Annotated in this window: 17 protein-coding genes; 5 read left to right on the forward strand and 12 right to left on the reverse strand. The window is 63.5% G+C overall.

Annotated features, from left to right (window positions below):
- Window positions 1-93 precede the first annotated feature (93 nt).
- Both ACR0BA_RS02520 and hemB read right to left on the reverse strand, forming a co-directional pair.
- On the reverse strand, window positions 94-666 hold the full coding sequence (locus tag ACR0BA_RS02520; RefSeq protein ID WP_093962230.1) for a lipid-binding SYLF domain-containing protein: 573 nt from the start codon (window positions 664-666) through the stop codon (window positions 94-96).
- A gap of 144 nt (window positions 667-810) precedes the next feature.
- Window positions 811-1,809 (reverse strand): porphobilinogen synthase, encoded by a 999-nt coding sequence (gene hemB, locus ACR0BA_RS02525; RefSeq protein WP_480726296.1) that lies wholly within the window; start codon window positions 1,807-1,809, stop codon window positions 811-813.
- A gap of 120 nt (window positions 1,810-1,929) precedes the next feature.
- On the opposite strand from hemB, the gene ACR0BA_RS02530 reads away from it, so the two are divergent.
- Both ACR0BA_RS02530 and mfd read left to right on the forward strand, forming a co-directional pair.
- Window positions 1,930-2,454 carry a component of SufBCD complex gene (locus ACR0BA_RS02530; RefSeq protein WP_170338895.1) on the forward strand — a complete coding sequence of 175 codons (525 nt, stop codon included), beginning with the start codon at window positions 1,930-1,932 and terminating at the stop codon, window positions 2,452-2,454.
- Window positions 2,455-2,475: 21 nt separating this feature from the next.
- Complete coding sequence (mfd, locus tag ACR0BA_RS02535) at window positions 2,476-5,934, forward strand: transcription-repair coupling factor (RefSeq protein WP_480726298.1); 3,459 nt, start codon at window positions 2,476-2,478, stop codon at window positions 5,932-5,934.
- A gap of 9 nt (window positions 5,935-5,943) precedes the next feature.
- Here mfd and ACR0BA_RS02540 read toward each other — a convergent pair whose 3' ends face one another.
- The 5 genes from ACR0BA_RS02540 to ACR0BA_RS02560 form a co-directional block, all read right to left on the reverse strand.
- Entirely contained in the window at window positions 5,944-6,621 is a 678-nt protein-coding gene (locus ACR0BA_RS02540; RefSeq protein ID WP_480726299.1) for an SH3 domain-containing protein, read from the reverse strand.
- Window positions 6,618-8,282 (reverse strand): hypothetical protein, encoded by a 1,665-nt coding sequence (locus ACR0BA_RS02545; RefSeq protein WP_480726301.1) that lies wholly within the window; start codon window positions 8,280-8,282, stop codon window positions 6,618-6,620. The genes ACR0BA_RS02540 and ACR0BA_RS02545 overlap by 4 nt, the downstream gene beginning before the upstream one ends.
- Before the next feature lie 55 nt (window positions 8,283-8,337).
- Window positions 8,338-9,546: a multidrug effflux MFS transporter gene (locus tag ACR0BA_RS02550; RefSeq protein WP_222456735.1), complete on the reverse strand. Its 1,209-nt coding sequence runs from the start codon at window positions 9,544-9,546 to the stop codon at window positions 8,338-8,340.
- Window positions 9,547-9,622: 76 nt separating this feature from the next.
- A complete protein-coding gene (locus ACR0BA_RS02555) occupies window positions 9,623-10,282 on the reverse strand; it encodes a DsbA family oxidoreductase (protein ID WP_480726302.1) in 660 nt (219 codons plus the stop codon).
- Window positions 10,279-11,796 carry a class I adenylate-forming enzyme family protein gene (locus tag ACR0BA_RS02560; protein WP_480726304.1) on the reverse strand — a complete coding sequence of 506 codons (1,518 nt, stop codon included), beginning with the start codon at window positions 11,794-11,796 and terminating at the stop codon, window positions 10,279-10,281. The genes ACR0BA_RS02555 and ACR0BA_RS02560 overlap by 4 nt, the downstream gene beginning before the upstream one ends.
- 65 nt (window positions 11,797-11,861) lie before the next feature.
- Here ACR0BA_RS02560 and ACR0BA_RS02565 point away from each other — a divergent pair, with 65 nt between their 5' ends.
- Entirely contained in the window at window positions 11,862-12,485 is a 624-nt protein-coding gene (locus ACR0BA_RS02565) for a helix-turn-helix domain-containing protein (RefSeq protein WP_093962221.1), read from the forward strand.
- Here the strand turns inward: ACR0BA_RS02565 and ACR0BA_RS02570 are convergent.
- On the reverse strand, window positions 12,482-12,709 hold the full coding sequence (locus ACR0BA_RS02570; RefSeq protein WP_093962974.1) for a hypothetical protein: 228 nt from the start codon (window positions 12,707-12,709) through the stop codon (window positions 12,482-12,484). The genes ACR0BA_RS02565 and ACR0BA_RS02570 overlap by 4 nt on opposite strands.
- 477 nt (window positions 12,710-13,186) lie before the next feature.
- Window positions 13,187-15,013 carry an extracellular solute-binding protein gene (locus ACR0BA_RS02575; protein ID WP_480726306.1) on the reverse strand — a complete coding sequence of 609 codons (1,827 nt, stop codon included), beginning with the start codon at window positions 15,011-15,013 and terminating at the stop codon, window positions 13,187-13,189.
- 314 nt (window positions 15,014-15,327) lie between these two features.
- Between ACR0BA_RS02575 and ACR0BA_RS02580 the strand changes: the two genes are divergently transcribed.
- Both ACR0BA_RS02580 and ACR0BA_RS02585 read left to right on the forward strand, forming a co-directional pair.
- Window positions 15,328-16,101 (forward strand): 3-hydroxybutyrate dehydrogenase, encoded by a 774-nt coding sequence (locus ACR0BA_RS02580; protein ID WP_480726308.1) that lies wholly within the window; start codon window positions 15,328-15,330, stop codon window positions 16,099-16,101.
- 28 nt (window positions 16,102-16,129) lie between these two features.
- Window positions 16,130-17,158, forward strand: coding sequence for a patatin-like phospholipase family protein (locus ACR0BA_RS02585; protein WP_480726310.1), 1,029 nt, complete (start codon window positions 16,130-16,132; stop codon window positions 17,156-17,158).
- Here ACR0BA_RS02585 and ACR0BA_RS02590 read toward each other — a convergent pair whose 3' ends face one another.
- From ACR0BA_RS02590 to ACR0BA_RS02600, 3 genes are all read right to left on the reverse strand, one after another.
- Entirely contained in the window at window positions 17,159-17,836 is a 678-nt protein-coding gene (locus tag ACR0BA_RS02590; RefSeq protein ID WP_149774457.1) for a DUF502 domain-containing protein, read from the reverse strand. It lies immediately after the preceding gene.
- Between the two features lie 70 nt (window positions 17,837-17,906).
- Window positions 17,907-18,821: a pseudouridine-5'-phosphate glycosidase gene (locus ACR0BA_RS02595; RefSeq protein WP_170359037.1), complete on the reverse strand. Its 915-nt coding sequence runs from the start codon at window positions 18,819-18,821 to the stop codon at window positions 17,907-17,909.
- Window positions 18,818-19,711 (reverse strand): PfkB family carbohydrate kinase, encoded by an 894-nt coding sequence (locus ACR0BA_RS02600; RefSeq protein ID WP_480726311.1) that lies wholly within the window; start codon window positions 19,709-19,711, stop codon window positions 18,818-18,820. Before ACR0BA_RS02600 ends, ACR0BA_RS02595 begins: the two co-directional genes overlap by 4 nt.
- Window positions 19,712-19,819: the final 108 nt, after the last annotated feature.

A 19,819-nucleotide genomic window follows, 5' to 3' on the forward strand; every position in this document is an offset into this window, starting at 1 on the left:
GAAAGAGGCCGCGCCGCGGAATCTGCGCCTGAAACGAAAAACTCCGCCACGGCATTGGCCAGTGACGGAGTTTTCTTGAGGGGGGTCAGGGGGTCAGGGAATAATGCGCGTGTATTTGATGCCTTCGACCGTCGCGCCCAATTGCAGCCCAGCCTGACCGAAGACCGCCGCCAGCACGGGTTTGCGCAGGGTGGTCAGGTCGGTCGACAACTGGTCCGCCTGGTCGCTGACGACATATCCAATGTCCGCGCCGGCGGTCCATCCGCTTGAGCGGCGGAAATCGTTCAGGGCGTCTTCGGTCATGAAGAACAGGACATGGGCGTATTGCTGGGCGCCAATCTGCAGCCCCGCAGTGCCTTTGACAGCCGAGTAGTAGTCGACCGTGGCGCCATTGATGCGCAGTGCGCCTTTTCCGTAGCCGCCTCCAAAGACGAAGCCCGCCTCGGTGATCAGCGGCATGACCAGCATCCCGTTGGCCTTGTTGGCGATTTCCTGGGTGTTCGGGTAGCGGGTATACATCTCGGTCAGCGTGGCATCGACGCGGGCATCGATCGTTGCCGCGTTCGAGTTTCCGACGCCGTTGCCGCAAGCGGCGGTCAGGGTCAGTCCGGCCATGCCAAAGGCAAAGCCGCGACGGCTCAGTCGTGGTGTGTTGGAGCTGCTCATGTTTCTTTTTCTCTGTCGATGTGCCTGAAAAGCCGGGTGGTCCCGGTCTTGTGTGCAAGAATACGCCGAACGGCGTCGGGTGTCACGGGAAAACCGGCAGACCAAGGCCGGCCGATCGGCGAAAAATCGCGGAGTCCCGTGGGATTAGCCTTGCAGCAGCCGGGCGACCTGCGGCGCGAAATAGGTCAGGATGCCGTCACAGCCCGCGCGTTTGAAGGCCAGCAGGCTTTCCAGCATCACCTTTTCGCCGTCGATCCAACCGTTCTGCGCTGCGGCCTGGATCATCGCGTATTCACCCGACACCTGATAGGCATAGGTGGGTGCGCCGAACGTGTCCTTGACCCGCCGGCAGATGTCCAGATAGGGCATGCCGGGCTTGATCATCACCATGTCGGCGCCCTCGGTCAGGTCACGCTGGATCAGGCGCAGCGCTTCGTTCGAGTTGGCCGGGTCCATCTGATAGGTCTTCTTGTCGCCGGTCAGCGCGCCCGATGCCCCCACCGCATCGCGGAAGGGTCCGTAGAAGGCGCTGGCATATTTCGCGGCATAGCTGAGGATCATGACGTCGTGATGGCCGGCGGCCTCAAGCGCCTGGCGCATCGCGCCGATCCGGCCGTCCATCATGTCGGACGGGCCGATGATGTCGGCTCCGGCCTCGGCCTGAGCCAGCGTCATCTTGACCAGCGCCTCGACCGTTTCGTCATTCACGATCTTGCCGTCCACCACGTAACCGTCATGGCCGTTGATGTTGTAGGGGTCCAGCGCGACGTCGGTCATCACCGCGATTTCAGGTGCGGCCTGCTTGATCGCGCGGATGGCGCGGTTCGACAGGTTGTCGGGGTTCCACGCCTCGGCGCAATCCTGCGTCTTGAGGCTGGGATCGGTGTAGGGAAACAGGCAGATCGCCGGGATGCCCATGGCTTGCGCCTCGGCCGCCGCCTTGGCGATCAGATCGACCGAGCGGCGCACCACGCCGGGCATCGAGGGCACGGGCTCTTCGATGCCCTCGCCATCACGCACGAACACCGGCCAGATCAGGTCATCAACGGTCAGGGTGTTCTCGCGTACCAGGCCCCGGATCGCCTCGGACTGGCGGGCGCGACGAAAGCGGCCGTAGGGGTAGGGGGCGATTGTCGGTTTCATGGCGCGTTCTCCTTGAACATTCGCGCATTGGGTGGCATGAATTTGCACAGGTCTCAAGGGTACCAATAGCCGCGCCGTTGCGATAGAACCGCCTGAGAATTTTGAATTAAAGGACCGAGTTTGGACTGGTACTCCTCGATTTTCGAACTCATCGACATGCGCAGCTTTTCGAATCTGTGGTACTGGATCGCGCTTGCGGTGCTGTGGTCGACAGCCAGCCATTGGGTGATGGGCGTTCCCTATGATCTGGTCGTGCGCGCCCGCCGCGTCGGAGGCCAGGCCGAGACCGACCTGCTAGACATCGTGCGGATCAACACCAATCGCATCCTCTACATTGCCGATGTTTCGGGGGTCGTGATCTTGGCGCTGTGTTGTTTCCTGTTCGCGGGGCTGGCGACACTGGGGTTTTACTATCAGGTCGAGTTCGCCCAGGCGGTGTTCCTGCTGTTGTTCCCGATGGTTCTTGTCGGCGCAAACAGCCTGCGGGTGGCCCGAAACCTGCGGCGGCAGGAGTTGACGATTGAAGCTGTGTCCAAGGCGCTGCATCGATGCCGGCTGGCGACGCAGGTCATCGGCATGTTTGCGATACTGGTCACTTCGATGTGGGGCATGTATCAGAACCTTTCGATAGGCGTTCTGGGATAGCAGATTCAGAAAGGCAGCGTGATGAAGGCTCCGAACCACGTGACAGTCGGCGGCGCCCCCGAGGGGTTTGACGCGCAGCTGGTGCTGAACGAGGTTGCCCGCTCGGGCGGGCCGGTTCTGCATGTGGCACGCGACGACAAACGTGCCGAGGCAATGCGCGCGGCGCTGCGTTTCTTTGCGCCCGACATGCCGGTGATCCTGTTTCCCGGCTGGGATTGCCTGCCCTATGACCGGGTGTCGCCCAACCCCGACATCGCGGCGGCGCGGGTGGCGACCCTGGCGGCGCTGGTGCACCAGATGCCTGAGCGCTTTGTCCTACTAACCACGCTGAACGCGGCCACCCAGCGCGTGCCGGCGCGCGACGTGCTGCGGCAGGCGGCGTTCACCGCTCGGGTCGGCCAGCGCATCGACGAGGCCGCGCTGCGCGATTTTCTGGTGCGCATGGGGTTCAGCCAAAGCCCCACGGTGATGGAGCCCGGCGACTATGCGGTGCGCGGCGGAATCATCGACATCTTCCCGCCGGGCGAAGCAGGGCCGGTGCGGCTGGACCTGTTCGGTGACGTGCTGGACGGCGCGCGCCGCTTCGATCCGGCCACCCAGCGCACCACGGAAAAGCTCGATCTGGTCGAGCTGGCTCCGGTCTCCGAGGTGATACTGGACGAGGCCGCCATCACCCGGTTCCGTCAGAACTATCGCATCGAATTCGGTGCGGCCGGCACGGATGATCCGCTGTACGAGGCGGTCAGCGCCGGGCGCAAGCATCAGGGCATGGAACACTGGCTGCCCCTGTTCCACGAAAAGCTGGAAACGCTGTTCGACTATCTGCCGGATGCGACGATCACGCTGGACGATCAGGTCACGCCCGCGCGTCTGGCCCGGTGGGACAGCATCGCCGATCAATACGAAACCCGACGCCTGGCGCTCGAGAATCGCTCGCGGATGGATTCGGTCTATAAACCCACGCCGCCGGGCCTGCTGTATCTGGACGACGCTGCTTGGACCAAGGCGGTGGCGCAGCGGCGGGTGCTGCAGTTCGGCCCTCTGCCACAGGCCAGCGGCCCGGGGGTGATCGACGCGGGCGGTCGGATCGGGCGCAATTTTGCCCCCGAGCGCCAGCAGGAAAGCATCAGCCTGTTCGGCGCGCTGGCCAGCCACATCAAAAACAAGCTTGAGAAGGGGCCGGTTCTGGTCGCGTCCTATTCCGAAGGCGCGCGCGAACGCCTGACCGGGTTGATCGAGGATGAGGGCCTGGCCGAGGCAATCCCGGTGCCCGACGGTTCGCGGATCGGCAAGCGCGGCCTGCACTTGGCGGTCTGGGCGCTGGAGCACGGGTTCGAGACGCCCGACATGACCGTGATCTCGGAGCAGGACGTGCTGGGCGACCGGCTGATCCGCCAGCCCAAGAAACGCCGCAAGGCCGAGAACTTCCTGACCGAGACCCAGTCGCTCAGCCCCGGCGATCTGGTGGTGCATGTCGATCACGGCATCGGCCGGTACATGGGCATGGAGGTCGTGACCGCCCTTGGCGCCGCGCATGAATGCCTGCTGCTGGAATATGCCGAAGGCGCCAAGCTGTACCTACCGGTCGAAAACATCGAGCTGCTGTCGAAATACGGGCACGAGGAAGGCCTGCTCGACAAGCTGGGCGGTGGCGCGTGGCAGGCCAAGAAGGCGCGGCTCAAGGAACGCATCCGCGAGATGGCCGACCGGCTGATCCGCATCGCGGCCGAACGCGCCTTGCGCAAGGCCCCGATCATGGACCCGCCGCCCCACGCGTGGGAGGAGTTCAGCGCCCGCTTCCCTTATCAGGAAACCGAGGACCAGCTGCGCGCCATCGCCGACGTGATGGAGGACCTGCACTCGGGAACGCCGATGGATCGCCTGATCTGCGGCGACGTGGGCTTTGGCAAGACCGAGGTCGCCATGCGTGCGGCCTTTGTTGCGGCCATGTCCGGACTGCAGGTGGCGGTGATCGCTCCCACCACGCTGCTGGCGCGCCAGCACGCCGCCAGTTTCAAGGACCGGTTCCGGGGCTTCCCGCTGGAAGTCCGGCAATTGTCACGTTTCGTCTCGGCCAAAGAGGCGCAGCAGACCCGCGAGGGGCTGGCCAAGGGCACGGTCGATATCGTGATCGGCACCCATGCGCTGCTAGCCAAGGGCATCCGGTTCCAGAATCTCGGCCTGCTGATCATCGACGAAGAGCAGCATTTTGGCGTGGCCCACAAGGAGCGGCTCAAGCAGTTGCGCTCGGACGTGCATGTGCTGACACTGACCGCAACGCCGATCCCGCGCACCCTGCAACTGAGCCTGACCGGCGTGCGCGACCTGTCGATCATCGGCACGCCGCCCGTCGATCGTCTGGCGATCCGCACCTATGTCAGCGAGTTCGATGCCGTCACCATCCGCGAGGCACTGCTGCGTGAGCACTATCGTGGCGGGCAGAGTTTCTATGTGGTGCCGCGCATCTCGGACCTCCCCGAGATCGAGGAATTCCTGAAGGAACAGCTGCCGGAACTGACCTATGTGGTGGCCCATGGCCAGATGGCCGCGGGCGAGTTGGACGACCGGATGAACGCCTTCTATGACGGCAAGTATGACATCCTGCTGGCCACCACGATCGTGGAAAGCGGGCTGGACATTCCCACCGCGAACACAATGGTCGTGCACCGGGCCGACATGTTCGGGCTGGCGCAGCTCTATCAGATCCGGGGCCGGGTGGGGCGGTCCAAGACCCGCGCCTACGCCTATCTGACCACCAAGCCGCGCGCGCGGTTGACGCCGGCCGCCGAAAAGCGGCTGCGGGTTCTGGGGTCGCTCGATACGCTGGGGGCGGGGTTCACGCTGGCCAGCCAGGACCTGGACATTCGCGGCGCGGGCAACTTGCTGGGCGAGGAACAGTCGGGCCAGATGCGCGACGTGGGCTATGAACTCTACCAGTCGATGCTGGAAGAGGCGATCGCCAAGATCAAGGCCGGTGAGATGGAGGGGCTGAGCGAGGCCGACGACCAGTGGGCGCCGCAGATCAACCTGAGCGTTCCGGTACTGATCCCCGAAGACTATGTGCCCGATCTGGACGTGCGGCTGGGCCTCTATCGCCGCCTGTCGTCGCTGTCGACCAAGGTCGAGCTGGAGGGTTTTGCCGCCGAGCTGATCGACCGGTTCGGCCCGCTGCCGAAAGAGGTGAACACCCTGCTTCTGGTGGTGCGGATCAAGGCCATGTGCAAACGCGCCGGCATTGCCAAGCTGGACGGCGGACCGAAGGGGGCCACGATCCAGTTCCACAATGACAAGTTCGCCTCGCCGGAAGGTTTGGTCGAGTTCATCCAGAACCAGCGCGGGCTGGCCAAGGTCAAGGACAACAAGATCGTGGTGCGGCGCGACTGGAAAAAGGACAGCGACAAGATCAAGGGCGCCTTTGCCATTGCCCGCGATCTGGCCGAGAAGGTCGCCGCCGAGAAAAAGAAGAAGGCCAGCGCCTGAGGGCGCGGCCTAGTCCCCGGCCACGAACGTACACAGCTGCCAGTCACCGCTGTCCGACTTCACGAAGGCCGCGCGATAGCCGACCATCGACCACAGGAATTCGGAATAGATATAGCCGCGCGTTCCGTCGGTCAGGATGACGCCCTGATATTCGGCCTCTTCCAGATAGTCCGGCACGATCACCACCTCGTGGCTGATCAGGTCCAGAATGGGCGCGCCGCGGTTTGGGGCCTGGCGCAGGGTGACATCCTGACCGGTCACGAAATAGGCGGTGAACGGATCCAGCTTCGCTGGCAGGGTAAGCCGCCACTGGTGCGGCATCCAGAATTCGCCATCCTCGTCGAAATAGCCGGGCTGGGCCAGCGTGGTCTCGAGGTCGCGCCAGTAGTCCTCGCGGATGGTGGCGGCATGACGGCGGTCGGACTCGGGTAGGCTCTCGGGATCGACCGTCAGATTGGCGCGGAACGTCTCGGGGCCGTCCTCGTCGCCGTGGCTGGTGTAGATCTCGGGGCAGGTGGCGGCCATCACGCCCTCGAGGTCGCGGGCGGCGACCTTTGCGCGCAGGTCCGCACGAAAGGCTTCCAGTGCCGGGCCTTGGCTGGCCTCGTCCACAGGCGGAAAGGTCTGACGGTCGGCCCAAGCGGGACCGCAGCACAGCGCGATCAGCGCAGCGTTCAACAGTTTCATTCAGCGGCTCTCATCGCGGCCTGGGCGCAGAAGCACGAGGCGCCGACGCTGCGGTCGGCCCGCGCCAGGGCCAGGTCAAGTCGTTGTCGGATCAGCTGCAATTCCTCTACCGCGCCACGCGCCTTGAGGCAATCGTGCAAGCCCTTGAGGCTCCAGACATTGTCGGGATGGATAGAGGCGCGGCTGAGGATGCCGCCCAGACCCAGATCCTCGCGATAGACGGCTTCGGCCTCGGCCACGTGGCCCTGTTCGAACAGCAGCGCCCCCAGCGCGTGGCGAGTGGGCTGCATCCAGCCCCAGGGCTCGTCATAGGGCAGATTGTCGTCCAGTTCGACCGAACGGCGCAGATGGGCGAAGGCCGTGTCGAAATTGCCTTTGCGGTACTCGATCTCGCCCCGCAGCATCTCGCGCGCGATCTCCAGCAGGTCGATGACGCGGTTGTTGTGCAGCAGGCGGGTTTCGGGCACGCGGTCTTTGGCGGCGAGGAATATCTGCTCTTCGGCCTCGGCCTCGGCCACGTCGCCGGTGGCGGCATGGGCGATGGCGCGGGCGTAATGCGTGGTGGCCGTCACCGTCAGATATAGGTCGGGATCGGGGGGCAGGGGCAGGGCCTTGGCTTCCTCCCACCGGCCGAAACGGATCAGAATATGTGGCCCCATGGCCATGTAGCTTTCGAAGTAATCCGCCATCGGCGGGCTTTCGATGCGCAGCATTTCCTCGGGCGTGGTGTCCCACAGGCCCTTGTTGGCGCGCAGGGCGGGCTCCATCTGGCCCAGGAACAACGCGCCATAGATGACGAAATGGTAATTGTGCTGGCGATAGCCGGTGTAGATGTTGAACGCGCCTTCGCGCTGGTAATATTTCAGATCGGCGATGACCGCCTGTTCGTTCCAGTGGACGACGTTCTGGTAGTGGCCGCACAGCACGTCGATATGGGTGGGCATGTGCACCAGATGTCCGGCATCGGGCACCAGCGTGCGCAGCACGTCACCGGCCTTCAGCGCCTTTTCCGGCGTGGGCGACATCTCCATCAGATGCACATAGAGGTGCAGCAGACCCGGATGCGACATCGCCGCCGGATCGTTGGCCATGGCCCATTCCAGCGCTTCCTTCGCTTCAAGCGTCGCGGCACCCTCGGCAGGCTGGCCTGTCCTGAGGTCCCACATCTGCCAAGGGGTCAGATTCAGCAGCGACTCGACATAGATGGTGCGCAGGTCCAGATGGTTGGGCTGGGCCACGAAGGCGGCGCGCATGGCGTCGGCGAAGTCGTGGTCCCAGCGGTGCATGTCGGGCGCCGGATCCCGCTGGGGATAGCGGGCGGGCAGAGCGCGGATCAGTTCGCGTTCGACCGGCGTGCAGCGATCCAGCAGGGCCAGTGCGCACTGGGTTGCGTCATAGGCGCAGTTAAGGGCCTTGGCCTTACCGCGGTCGTCCAGCAGATCCCAGGGCAGGTTGTAGTTGGGCCCGGCGGCATAGGCCACGCCCCAATGGGCCATGGCGCAGTCGGGGTCATGCTCCAGCGCGCGCTGGAAACACACGACCGCCTCTTCATGGTTGTAGCCGTAGGTCCAGACAAGGCCCCGGTCGAACCAAAGCTGCGCCTGATCCGAGGACGTGGTGACGGGGCAGCTATGCGTGCCCAGATCGTAATAGTCGCTCATGCCGAATTCCCCCTGACTGGGGCGAGTCTAGCGCAGTTCGGGCGCGCGGGACAGGTCAGGCGGGAACGCGTTCTTCGATCCGGCCCATATGGACCATCAGCCCGAAGGCCAGCACACACATGGTCAGGATGCCGAAGGTCAGCGGCCCCAGCGTACCGTCAAACAGCAGCCCCACAGGCGCGGCGATCGCGGCGGCCAGCACGGTCGAGATCGACCCGATGACCGAGGCCGCCATGCCGGCGATATGGCCCATCGGCTCCATCGCGATGGCATTCAGGTTGCCCATGGTGACGCCGGCCATGAAAAAGACCGTGGTCTGCCAGAACACGAACAGCGCAAACGAGGCCTGCGGCGACAGGTTCGACATGTTCAGGGCAATCACCAACGAGGTGATCAGGATCTGACCGGCCAGCGCCCAGGTCACCATGCGGCGCATGCCCACGCGCACCACGACGGCCGCGTTCAGCAGGCTGGCCGAGCCGGACATCAGCGCCACGAATCCGAACCAGAAAGGGAAGCTGTCGGCGCGGTCGTGGATCACGTCATAGACCGGCTGCACCATGGTCAGCATGGTGAACAGCATGCCCATGCACAGGGTCTGGACAAAGATCGACAGGCGCACGGTGGGGTGGGCAAACATCTCTTTCACGGCACCGACCATCAGTGGCAGGCGGAACGGGCGGCGGTTTTTCGGCGCGAGGGACTCCGGCAGACGGAACCCCATCCAGACAATGATGACCAACGCAAACAGGATAAACGACATGAACACGCCGCGCCAACCGGCAAAGGCGATCACGGCGGCACCGGCCATGGGCGCGATGGCGGGCACCAGGGTGAAGATCATCATCGCGATGGACACGATCCGCGCCATTTCCCGGCCCGAGAACAGATCGCGGATGATCGCCATCGCGACTACGCGGGGCCCGGCGGCCCCCAGTCCCTGAACCACCCGGGCAGCCAGAACCAACTCCAGCGACGAACTGGCCCAAGCCACGGCCGATGCCAGAATATAGACTGCTGCTCCGGCAAAGATCACCGGCCTGCGTCCGACCGCATCCGAGATCGGGCCGGTGAAGAACGTGCCGATTCCCATGCCAAGAACAAAGCTGGTCAGGATCAACTGCGCCCGGTTCACGTCATCAGGGCTGAGCTGCGCACCGATCTCAGGTAGAGCAGGCAGCATTGAATCAATCGAAAATGCGATCGTGGCAAACATCATCGCGATCAGCGCGATGAATTCGGCCTTGGAAATACGGTCAGCCATGCGGGGACTCCTTGCCCCAACGCGCTAACACGACAGGGCAAGGTGGGCTAGGTGCAATCGCGCACAGAACTCTGTGCTATTCTGCAGAGGAAGGCTCAAGCTGAGACATGATTTCGCCGATCACTTGCGCCCACAATTCCGGTGGTTGCGCCCCAGGGACCGCGTGCTGGTTGGCGACGATGAAGGTGGGGACCGAGTTTACGCCCATCTCACGCGAGTGCGTATCCCGCTGACGAATGTCGTCCCGGTCGGCGTCGGATTTCAGCAGCTTCAGAACAACTGCGGCGTCCATGCCCACGCTGTCGGCGATGTCGGCTAAAACCTCGTGGTCGCCGATGTCGCGGCCCTGTACGAAATACGCAGTGAACAGCGCATCCACCACCTGGTTCTGCTTGCCCTCGATCCCGGCCCAATGGATCAGGCGATGGGCGTCCAGCGTGTTCGGGGTGCGTTTCATGGCCTCGAAATCGATGTTCAGGCCGGCCTTTTCGGCATGCTCCACCACCGGCGCATAGGATTTGACCGCACCTTCCTTGCCACCGAACTTGCGTTCCAGGTATTCGCGCCTGTCCATGCCGCCTTCGGGCATGTCGGGGTTCAGCTGGAACGGATGCCATTCGATCACGAACGGATGGTCCGGGACCGAGGCCAGCGCCTTGTCCAGGTTGGTCTTGCCGATATAGCACCACGGGCAGATCGGGTCGGACAAGATATCAAGCTTGACGGTCTGGGTCATTCTTCGGGTGCCTTGAAATAGGCCGGCAATGCGCGGCGCAGGAGTTTTCCGTTGCCCCCGGTGGGCAGTTCGGGAAGGTGGATGAAGGCGCGGGGTTGTTTGTAGCGCGCCAGGTTGGCCTCGACATAAGCGCGCAGGTCGGTTTCGTCCAGTTTTTCCGGCCCGGAATAGAAGGCGGCGATCACGAAAGTGTCCGGTTTGACCTCGACCGCCGCCGCGCCGACCTGAGCGATTCCGGGAAACCGCGACAGGACGGATTCGACCTCGACCGGGGACACCCGGTAGCCGCCGGCGTTCATCATGTCGTCGTCGCGCCCCAGATAGGTGATCTGCCCATCCACGGCCATCGCCCCCTGATCGCCGGTCAGGAACCAGTCGCCCTGCATGCGCGCGCGGGCCTCGTCCGGGGCGTTGAGGTAGGTCAGCATCAGCCCCGGGTCCGAGCGGTGAATGGCGATGGTGCCTTCCTGCCCCTGCAGAACCGGCCCGTCAGGCCCCAGGATCGCCACGCGGCGCCCCGTTTGAGGCTGGCCCAGCGCATCGCCGCGCGCGGGGTGGGACGGGCTGGATGAGATGAAGGTCGAGCATTCCGACATGCCGTAGGCCTCGTACAGCTCGGTCCCGGTGGCCTGAACCCAGCGTTCGTGCAAGGCGCGCGACAGCTTCTCGCCGGCGCTCAGGCCGTGGCGCAGATCGGGCAGAGGCAGCGTGTCCGCCGCGTTCAGCATCTTTCGGTACACGCCGGGGGCGGCCGCAAAGATCGAGGCGCGGTGGCGGCGCAGCAACCCGGGCAGGGCGGTCGGGTCGGTTCCGGGTTCGGGGATCAGCGCGGTGGCGCCGATGGTCCACGGGTCCATCAGGCCGGTGCCCAGCGTGTAGGTCCAGTTGAACGCGCCCGCGTGGCACAGGCGGTCGGCCTCACGCAGGCCGTACCAGCCATCGACCATCATCTGCCGCGCCCAGATCGCGCGATGCGCATGGGCCACGGCGCGTGGCTTGCCCGAGGTGCCCGAGGTATAGACGACATAGGCCATGCGTTCCGGATCGCCCATGTCGAACGACGCGGGCGGCAGGTCGCGCATGGCGGCAAGGTCGGCCAGGCCGATCTGGTTGGGGTGCGCGGCACAGGCCACGGACGGATCGCGCAGAATGGCGGCTGGAGACAGTTCCCGGATCATCCGCTCCGTTTCCGGCTCGGTCAGTTGCGAGGAGGTCGGTACCGGGATCAGCCCGACGGCGATCGCCCCCAGATAGGCTATGGGAAAATCGACCGTATTGCCCAGACGCATCAGCACGATGTCGCCGGGCACCAGGCCCGCACGCAGCAGCCCGGTTCCGGTGCCCAGAACCGCGGATTTCAACTTCGCAAAGGTCCAGTCGTCCGAACCGTCAGGGCGCAGCACGGACAGGGCCACCTTGTCGGGCGTGGCATCGGCGCGGCGCAGCACATGGGCGGCCAGGTTGAACAGCGCGGGGCAGGGCGTCGGCGGCCCCTGATCGAAGATCGACAACATGCGCCTTGGCTATTGCCCTTTGTCACGCGTTGCAAGCGCGCGGCGCTGGCCCTATAGAATGACGCATGACGAGCAAAGACCACAAATCCATCGTACGCATCGCCCGCGACAACGGTTCCCGCACCGAGCTGGAGCCGGTAGATCTGGGTGCCCGCGTGCGTGAACTGCGCAAGGCGCGGAAATGGACCCTCGAGCAGGCGGCGAACCAGGCCGGGTTGGCCCGGTCCACGCTCAGCAAGATCGAAAATGGCCAAATGTCGCCGACCTATGATGCGCTCAAGAAGCTGGCGATCGGTCTCGAAATCTCTGTACCGCAGCTGTTCACCCCGCCCGAGCGGGATCAAGTGATCGGTCGCATGGCGGTGACCAAGATGGGTGAAGGCACCGCGCACGCCACTACGACCTACGAGCACGAGTTGCTGGCCGAAACGCTGACCAAGAAGCAGATGCTGCCCTATCGGGCCCGCGTGCGCGCCCGGTCAATGGACGAGTTCGACGGCTGGGTGCGTCACGATGGCGAAGAATTCCTGTATGTGCTGACCGGCGTGATCCGCCTGTACACCGAGTTTTATGAACCGGTTGAGATGCGTCGGGGCGACAGCGCCTATTACGACGGCAGCATGGGGCACAACGTGATCTCGGTAAGCGATGAGGATGCAACCATCCTGTGGGTCACGTCGCTGGCCTAACGCCGGGCAAGCTCGCGGTTCAGGCCTTCGGTGTAAAGGAAATCCTCGACCTCTTCATGGGCCTCGTTCACCGTCAGGTGGTGCCGCTCGGCCAGATAGGCCTCAAAGCGTTTCCTGTCCGTCCTCACGCGCGCCATATCCTGATCGCGCAGGTTCGGAAAACGGCGCTTGGCACGTGCGTAGGACGCGCTCCAGTCTTGTGTCAAATCAGTCCAGTTCAACATCTGCGAGCCTTCCGTGGTTCGGGTTTCAGGACTGCTCTTCCCCAGACCAGCGTACGGAGCGCGCAGCCCGCGCGAAGACATGACAAAATGTCGCAGGTCGGGGTGCTGGAAAATCAAAGCGGTTTTTCACGCCGTGCTCGGCCCGTTTTCCCACTCACTGTCGGTTTTGGCGATCGTTCAAATGCTCGCACTCTGGACTGCGCCGAATACAGGGCTTTGTTCTATCTAAGAAATCTGTTTTCGGTGCAGGTGTCCGTTGCGTCGATCCTCACTTGGATTGCGAGATATCGTGGTAACAAGCGTTCCACCCGCAAAAAGTAGTCAAATGCTCTAGAAATAGCGGCCGGCGGATTTGTTCGATCGCCTTTTGGTGTTTGGTCACATGTGCCGAAAATTGCCGACGCCCGCGCGGCGTCCGATCCGAGCTAAGTGCATCACTTGAAATGGGCAGGGGCACAAGCCCCTACCGGTTGCCTGCTACTCCTCGTACCACCAGACATCGGGCATGAACTGCGGTCCGTCGCCGTAGATTGGCAAGATCTGAGGATGCTTCATTTCCTTCACATGGGCGATGCGGCCAACATCAAAGCTCCAGATTGGAATGACATACCGTCCGGCGGTCAGAACCCTGTCAAGCGCGCGGGTGGCGGCCACGAAATCCTCACGGCTTTCCGAGGCCAGCATCGCATCGATCAGCCCATCCACCGCCGGAGAGGTGACCCCCATCAGGTTGCGTGTCCCCGAGGCATCCGCGCCTTCGCTGCCCCAGTAGAGGCGTTGTTCGTTGCCCGGCGACAGCGACAGAGCGCGGCGGAACGGGGTCATGTCGAAATCCAGCTCGGACACCCGCTGGGTGTATTGTGCGTCATCCACCTTGTCGACGGTCAGCTCGATCCCCAGCCGTTCCAGCGCGCGGGCATACATCTCGGCGATCGCATCCACATTCTGAACCACATTCAAGCTTCCCTGACTGATGACCAGGGTTATCTTGAGCGGCTCGCCCGCTGCGTTCTTCAGCACGCCGTCCTGGATAGTCCACCCGGCTTGCTCCAGCAGATCAGCGGCCTTGCGGATGTCCTTTCGGTTGCGAACCGAGTCGTCGCCCTCGGGCAGAACATACCCTTCCAGAGTTCCCGGAGGCAGATCAGCCGCGTAGGGTTGCAACATCTCAGCCACCCGGCCGGTTGCCGGTCCGGGCTGCATCGCCAGTTCAGACCCCGAGAAATACGAGGTGATCCGAGGCTGAGCACCGCCAGTGATCGTGCCGTTGATGAATTCAAAATTGAACGCAAGGGTCAGCGCCTCGCGCACGCGCCAATCGTCAAAGGGCGCTTTGCGCGTGTTCATGACCAGACCTGTCATGCCCGAGGGCTTTTTATGCGGAATCTCGGTTTTGATGACATCGCCGCGCTGAACGGCCGGGAAATCGTATTGCGTGGCCCATTTGTCGGCGTTGAACTCGCGGACGGCCGACAGCGCGCCGGCCTTGAAGGCCTCGAACAGAACCGTCTGGTCGCCGTAGAACTCCAACCGCATCTCGTCGAAATTCATGGTACCCCGGCGGAACGGGACATCGTTGCCCCAATAATCCGGATTGCGTTCGAGGTTCACGAAACGCCCGGCCTCGTAGTCATCGATGACATAGGGGCCGGTGCCAATCGGGACATCTTGCAGGGATGCCTCGGCGAAATCCTTGCCCTCCCATTGGGCCTTCTTGAGGATCGGCCGCAGCCCTGCGATCAGGGCCAGCTCGCGGTCTGGCTCGTTGAAGATGATCCGGACCGAGCGTGGTCCGGTTTGCTGAATGCTGTCGATCTTGGCCCACAGACCGCGATAGCGCAGATGCCCCTGCGTTCCGAGGGTCTCGTAAGACCAGATCACATCGTCAACCGTGACCGGCGATCCGTCAGAGAATCGGGCAGTCTCACGCAGGGTGAATTCGACCCAGGATCGGTCCGGCGCGGTGTCGATTGATTCGGCCAAAAGCCCGTAAAGAGTGAAAGGTTCGTCCCACGAACGGCCCATCAACCCCTCGTGGGTCCAAAATCTCAGCTGCCAAGGGGCGGTGCCTTTTTGCACAAACGGGTTGAGACTGTTATAGCCGCCGGTATTGCCGAACACGACCTTGCCGCCCTTGGGCGCGTCGGGGTTGGCATAAGGCAGCGACACAAAATCCGGTGGTAGGGCCGGGTCTCCATACATAGCTATGCCATGGGTCGATTCTGCTTGCGCTAACGTGGCGACAAGCGAGGCAGCGATTCCCGCGATCAACGGGCGGATGGGACGGAGAATATCGGGGCTCATTTTGGAAACAATCCTGCTCTGGCCTTATTTTGTTGGGATTCACCGTACCGATGATTTTTCTTATTATCAAACTTTTAGCTTGGATGACGGCGCGGAATTGCTTATAAAGGTTCCACTGCTCGATAGGTTTCTTGCCTGTATGAAACCTGCCTCAATAACTTAACGCCCGCTTCGTGCGGGCGTTTTTTTCTGCCTCGAGCTCCGAACTTCCCGCCCATAAATTGACCGTATCCGCAACCGGGTCTTTCCCCGTTTATTTTGCAGGTGCAGCATGGCACTGTGTCTCCAAATCATGAGTCTGTGGGAGACCCAAAATGAACCTGTCGGGAAAAACAGCAATCATCACCGGATCGAATTCGGGCATCGGGTTGGGCATCGCGTGCGCATTGGCCAAGGCGGGGGCCGATGTGGTTCTGAACTCGTTCACCGACCGCGATGAAGATCACGCGCTGGCAGCCGAGATCAGCAAGGAAACCGGAACCAACGCGCGCTACATCAAGGCCGACATGTCCAAGGGCGAGGAATGCCGGGCGCTGATCGAACAGGCCGGAGCCTGCGATATCCTGGTCAACAATGCAGGCATTCAGCACGTCGCGCCGATCGACCAGTTCCCGGTCGATAAATGGGACGCGATCATCGCGATCAACATGAACTCGGCCTTTCACACGATGGCGGCGGCGCTGCCGATGATGCGCAAGGCCGGGTGGGGGCGGATCGTCAATATCGCCTCGGCGCATGGGCTGACTGCATCGCCCTACAAGGCGGCTTATGTGGCGGCCAAGCACGGGGTCGTCGGCATGACCAAGACCGCTGCGCTGGAAACCGCGCAGGAGCCGATCACCTGCAACGCCATCTGTCCGGGCTATGTGCTGACGCCGCTGGTCGAGGCGCAGATCCCCGACACGATGAAGGAATACAACATGAGCCGCGAGGACGTAATCAAGAATGTCATGCTCGAACGGCAGCCTTCGAAAGAGTTCGCGACCGTCGAACAGCTGGGCGGAACCACCGTGTTCCTGTGCTCGGACGCCGCGGCCCAGATCACCGGCACCACGATCTCGGTCGACGGCGGGTGGACCGCGTTGTGATCGGCGGCGCGCGCTGGGGCTGACCGATATGGTAAAGCGCATCAATCTTGCCCTGCAGGGCGGCGGCGCGCATGGCGCCTTTACTTGGGGCGTGCTGGATCGCCTGCTGGACGACGAAGACATCGAGGTCGCAGCGATCACCGGAACCTCGGCCGGGGCGTTGAACGGGGCCGCGTTCAAGGCCGGCATGGTCCATGCCGGTCGCGATGGCGCGCGCGAGACTCTGAACGCCCTGTGGGAGAGGATGGGCGCGGTGGGCGACATGCGCATCGCCAACTGGCTGGCCGGAATGGAGCCCGCCCAGATCGCGCAGGCGATGGAGTATTCTTTGCCGTTCTCGGTGGCTGATACCTGGTCGCGGATGGTGTCGCCCTATGCCTATGGGCCGTTCTACCGCAATCCGCTGGCCCCGGTGGTCGAGGCCTTTGACTTTGGCGAGGTCTGCGCCGATCAGGGGCCGCGCCTGTTCGTTTGCGCCACCTGTGTGCGCAGCGGCAAGATCCGGGTGTTCACGGGCGATGAGGTGACGACTGATGCGATCCTCGCCTCGGCCTGCCTGCCGAACCTGTTCCAGGCGGTTGAAATCCACGACCCCGAAACCGACCGGATCGAAGCCTATTGGGATGGCGGCTATACCGGCAACCCGGCGCTGTTTCCGCTGTTCAACGCGGGCCTGCCCGAGGATGTGGTGATCGTGAACATCAACCCGCTGGAGCGCGACGAGGTTCCCAAGACCCCGCAGCAGATTCAGAACCGGATCAACGAGATCAGCTTCAACTCGTCCCTTCTGCGCGAGCTGCGGGCGATCAACTTCGTGCAGCGCCTGCTGGCCGAGGGCAAACTGCAGGCGGGCGAGATGAGCCGGGTCTTCGTGCACATGATTGCGGATGACGCCCTGATGAACAGCCTGTCGGTTGCGACCAAAACGGTGCCCAACCCGGTGGTTCTGCACAGCCTGAAACAGGCGGGACGGGCCGCCGCCGACCGGTTTCTGGCCGATCACAAACCCGATCTGGGTGCGCGCAGCACCGTTGATCTGCCCGCGATGTTCGGCTGATCACTCGGGCGGCTGCGTGGGGTCTTTCTGGTTCGGATAGACCAGCCCGGCCGAGATCACCAGTTTGGCGGCATCCTCGATCGTCATGTCCAGCAGGATCACGTCTTCCTCGGGGAAGAACAGCAGAAAACCCGAGGTCGGGTTCGGCGTGGTTGGAATGAACACGCTCAGCAGGCCGCCGCCGGTCTCGGCGCGTTTGTTGATCTCGCCCTTGGCCTCGGTCGAGACGAAGCCGATGGCCCAGATGCCCCGGCGGGGATACTGCACCAGGCAGGCCTTCTCGAATGACCGCTCGGTCTGGGCAAAGACGGTTTCCGAGATCTGCTTGATCCCGGAATAGATCGACCGGACGACGGGCATCCGGTTGACCAGGCTTTCGGCAAAATGGATCAGAGACCGGCCCAGGATACCTTTGGCGATCCAGCCGACCAGAACCGTGAAGATCAGGAAGAACAGGACGCCCACGCCGCGCAGGTTGATACCCACATATTGTTCGGGCCGGAACTGGTGCGGGATCAGGGGCAGGACCGCGCTGTCGATCCAGCCGACTACCGACAGGATCAGCCACAGCGTCAGCCAGACCGGTGCGATGACGACGATACCCGTCAGAAACGACGCGCGTAGCCGCGACAGCAGGCCGGGGCGGCGGTGGGGTTCTTCATCAAACGGTGTGTTCATCGCGGTTCCGAGCGGTTTGCCGGACTAGTTAATCAGTCCGGCGCCTTGGTACAATAGGTCCGTTTGACGCTTAGTCAGCCTGAGCCTTCAAAGACTTGGCTATACCAGCCGCAAGGCGCGCATTGTTGCGCACCAGGGCGATATTGGCGATCAGGGATCGGCCCTCGGTCCGCTCGTAGATGCGCTGCAGCAGATAGGGCGTGACGGCCTTGCCGGTAATGCGATGCGCTTCGGCGTCCTGCTGGGCCGAGGCGATGATCGGGTCAAGTTCCTCGGACGGGATCTGATCGGCCAGCGGGATCGGGTTGGCCACCAGCTGCCCGCCTGGCAGACCCAGAGCGCGGCGCGTCGCATGGGCCTTGGCGATCTGCTCGGCTGTGTCCATCCGCAGGGGCGCGGCAAAGGGCGACTTGGCCGACCAGAAGGCTGGGAATTCATCCTGCCCATGGGCGATGACCGGCACGCCCAGTGTCTCAAGCACTTCGAGCGTTTTTGCGAGATCAAGGATCGCCTTGGCCCCGGCGGCCACGACTGTGACCGGGGTCTGCGCCAGTTCGTGCAGGTCGGCCGAGATGTCAAAGCTGGTTTCCGCGCCGCGATGCACCCCGCCGATGCCGCCGGTGGCAAAGACCTGGATCCCCGCGAAATGGGCGGCGATCATCGTGGCGGCAACGGTGGTGGCCCCGGTTCCGCCCGAAGCGATGCAGGCTGCCATATCCGCGCGCGAAATCTTGGCCACGCCCTGCGCCTGTCCCAAATCCTTCAACTGATCGGGTTCCAGCCCCACATGCAGCCGGCCGTCGATCACCGCGATCGTGGCCGGAACGGCGCCCGCGTCGCGGATGTCCTGCTCGACCTGGGCCGCCACCTCGATGTTCTGCGGGTAGGGCATGCCGTGGGTGATGATGGTGCTTTCCAAGGCAACGATGGGGGTTCCATCGTCCTTGGCCGCGCGCACTTCGGCGGAATACTGGATGTCGATCACAGGGGGGTCTCTCCGGATACATAGGTTGCGGCGGCATGCAGGGCGCGGGTCAGCGCCTCGTCGATGCTGGCGCCATTGGCTTCGGCGGCGATATGGGCCGCCATGAACGTGTCGCCCGCGCCGGTCACGCGCGTGACCAGAACCGACGGGGGTTTCTGGGTGATTACCGCTTCGGCACTGGCCACGGTGGCCGAGTTGCCCCCGTCGGTCACCAGCGCACGCAGCGCGCCCCGGTCCAGCAGAGCGCGGGCGGCGGTTTCGGAATCGGCGAACTCGCGCTGGCACAGCAGCCCGGCTTCTTCGAGGTTCACATACAACGTGGCCCGGCCGTGCTTGAGGAAAGGCAGCAGCCGCTCGGCCTTGCCGGGCGAGGCCGGGGCTACGCGCAGGTCGGCACGGGCGAAGGCCGGGCTGACGGCGATTTCTTCCAGAAGGTCCAGCGTCAGGTTGCCGTCCAGCGCGATCTGCCCTTCGAACGGGGTGTTTTCATAGCCCAGCGGGCCATGAATCAGCGGGCGCAGGATCTTGGCACCGGCGGCCTCCAGCGAATGGGCGTCGGCGATGGCGGCGATCAGTCCGTTTGCGCCTTCGACCGCCATGTACCGGTCGGTGGGCAGGTCCTGCGAGCGATAGATATGGGTCGTGTCCATGCCCAGCCGCTTGCAGGCGTGAACCAGCTCGTCGCCCTCGGGGTCGCTGCCGATGGCGGTCAGCAGGGTTGGGGTCATGCCAAAGCGCACAAGGGTCATGGCGATGTTCATCGCCACGCCACCGGGCAGGCGCGTAATGCGGCCGGGCACGTCCGACCCTTGCCGCATGTGGCTGGCGGATCGTCCGATCACGTCCCACAGGACGGATCCGATGCACAGGATGTCGCTGTTCTGAGTCATTTCCTCGTCATGCCGCAGGCGCAGGGCGCGCGCAAGCCGGAAGCTGCGCGGGCTGGGTCCACGTCGGCGATTTGGCTTGCCCTTTGTTTGGAAGGAAGAAACACTCAG

Source organism: Ruegeria sp. CI5 (assembly GCF_056536885.1).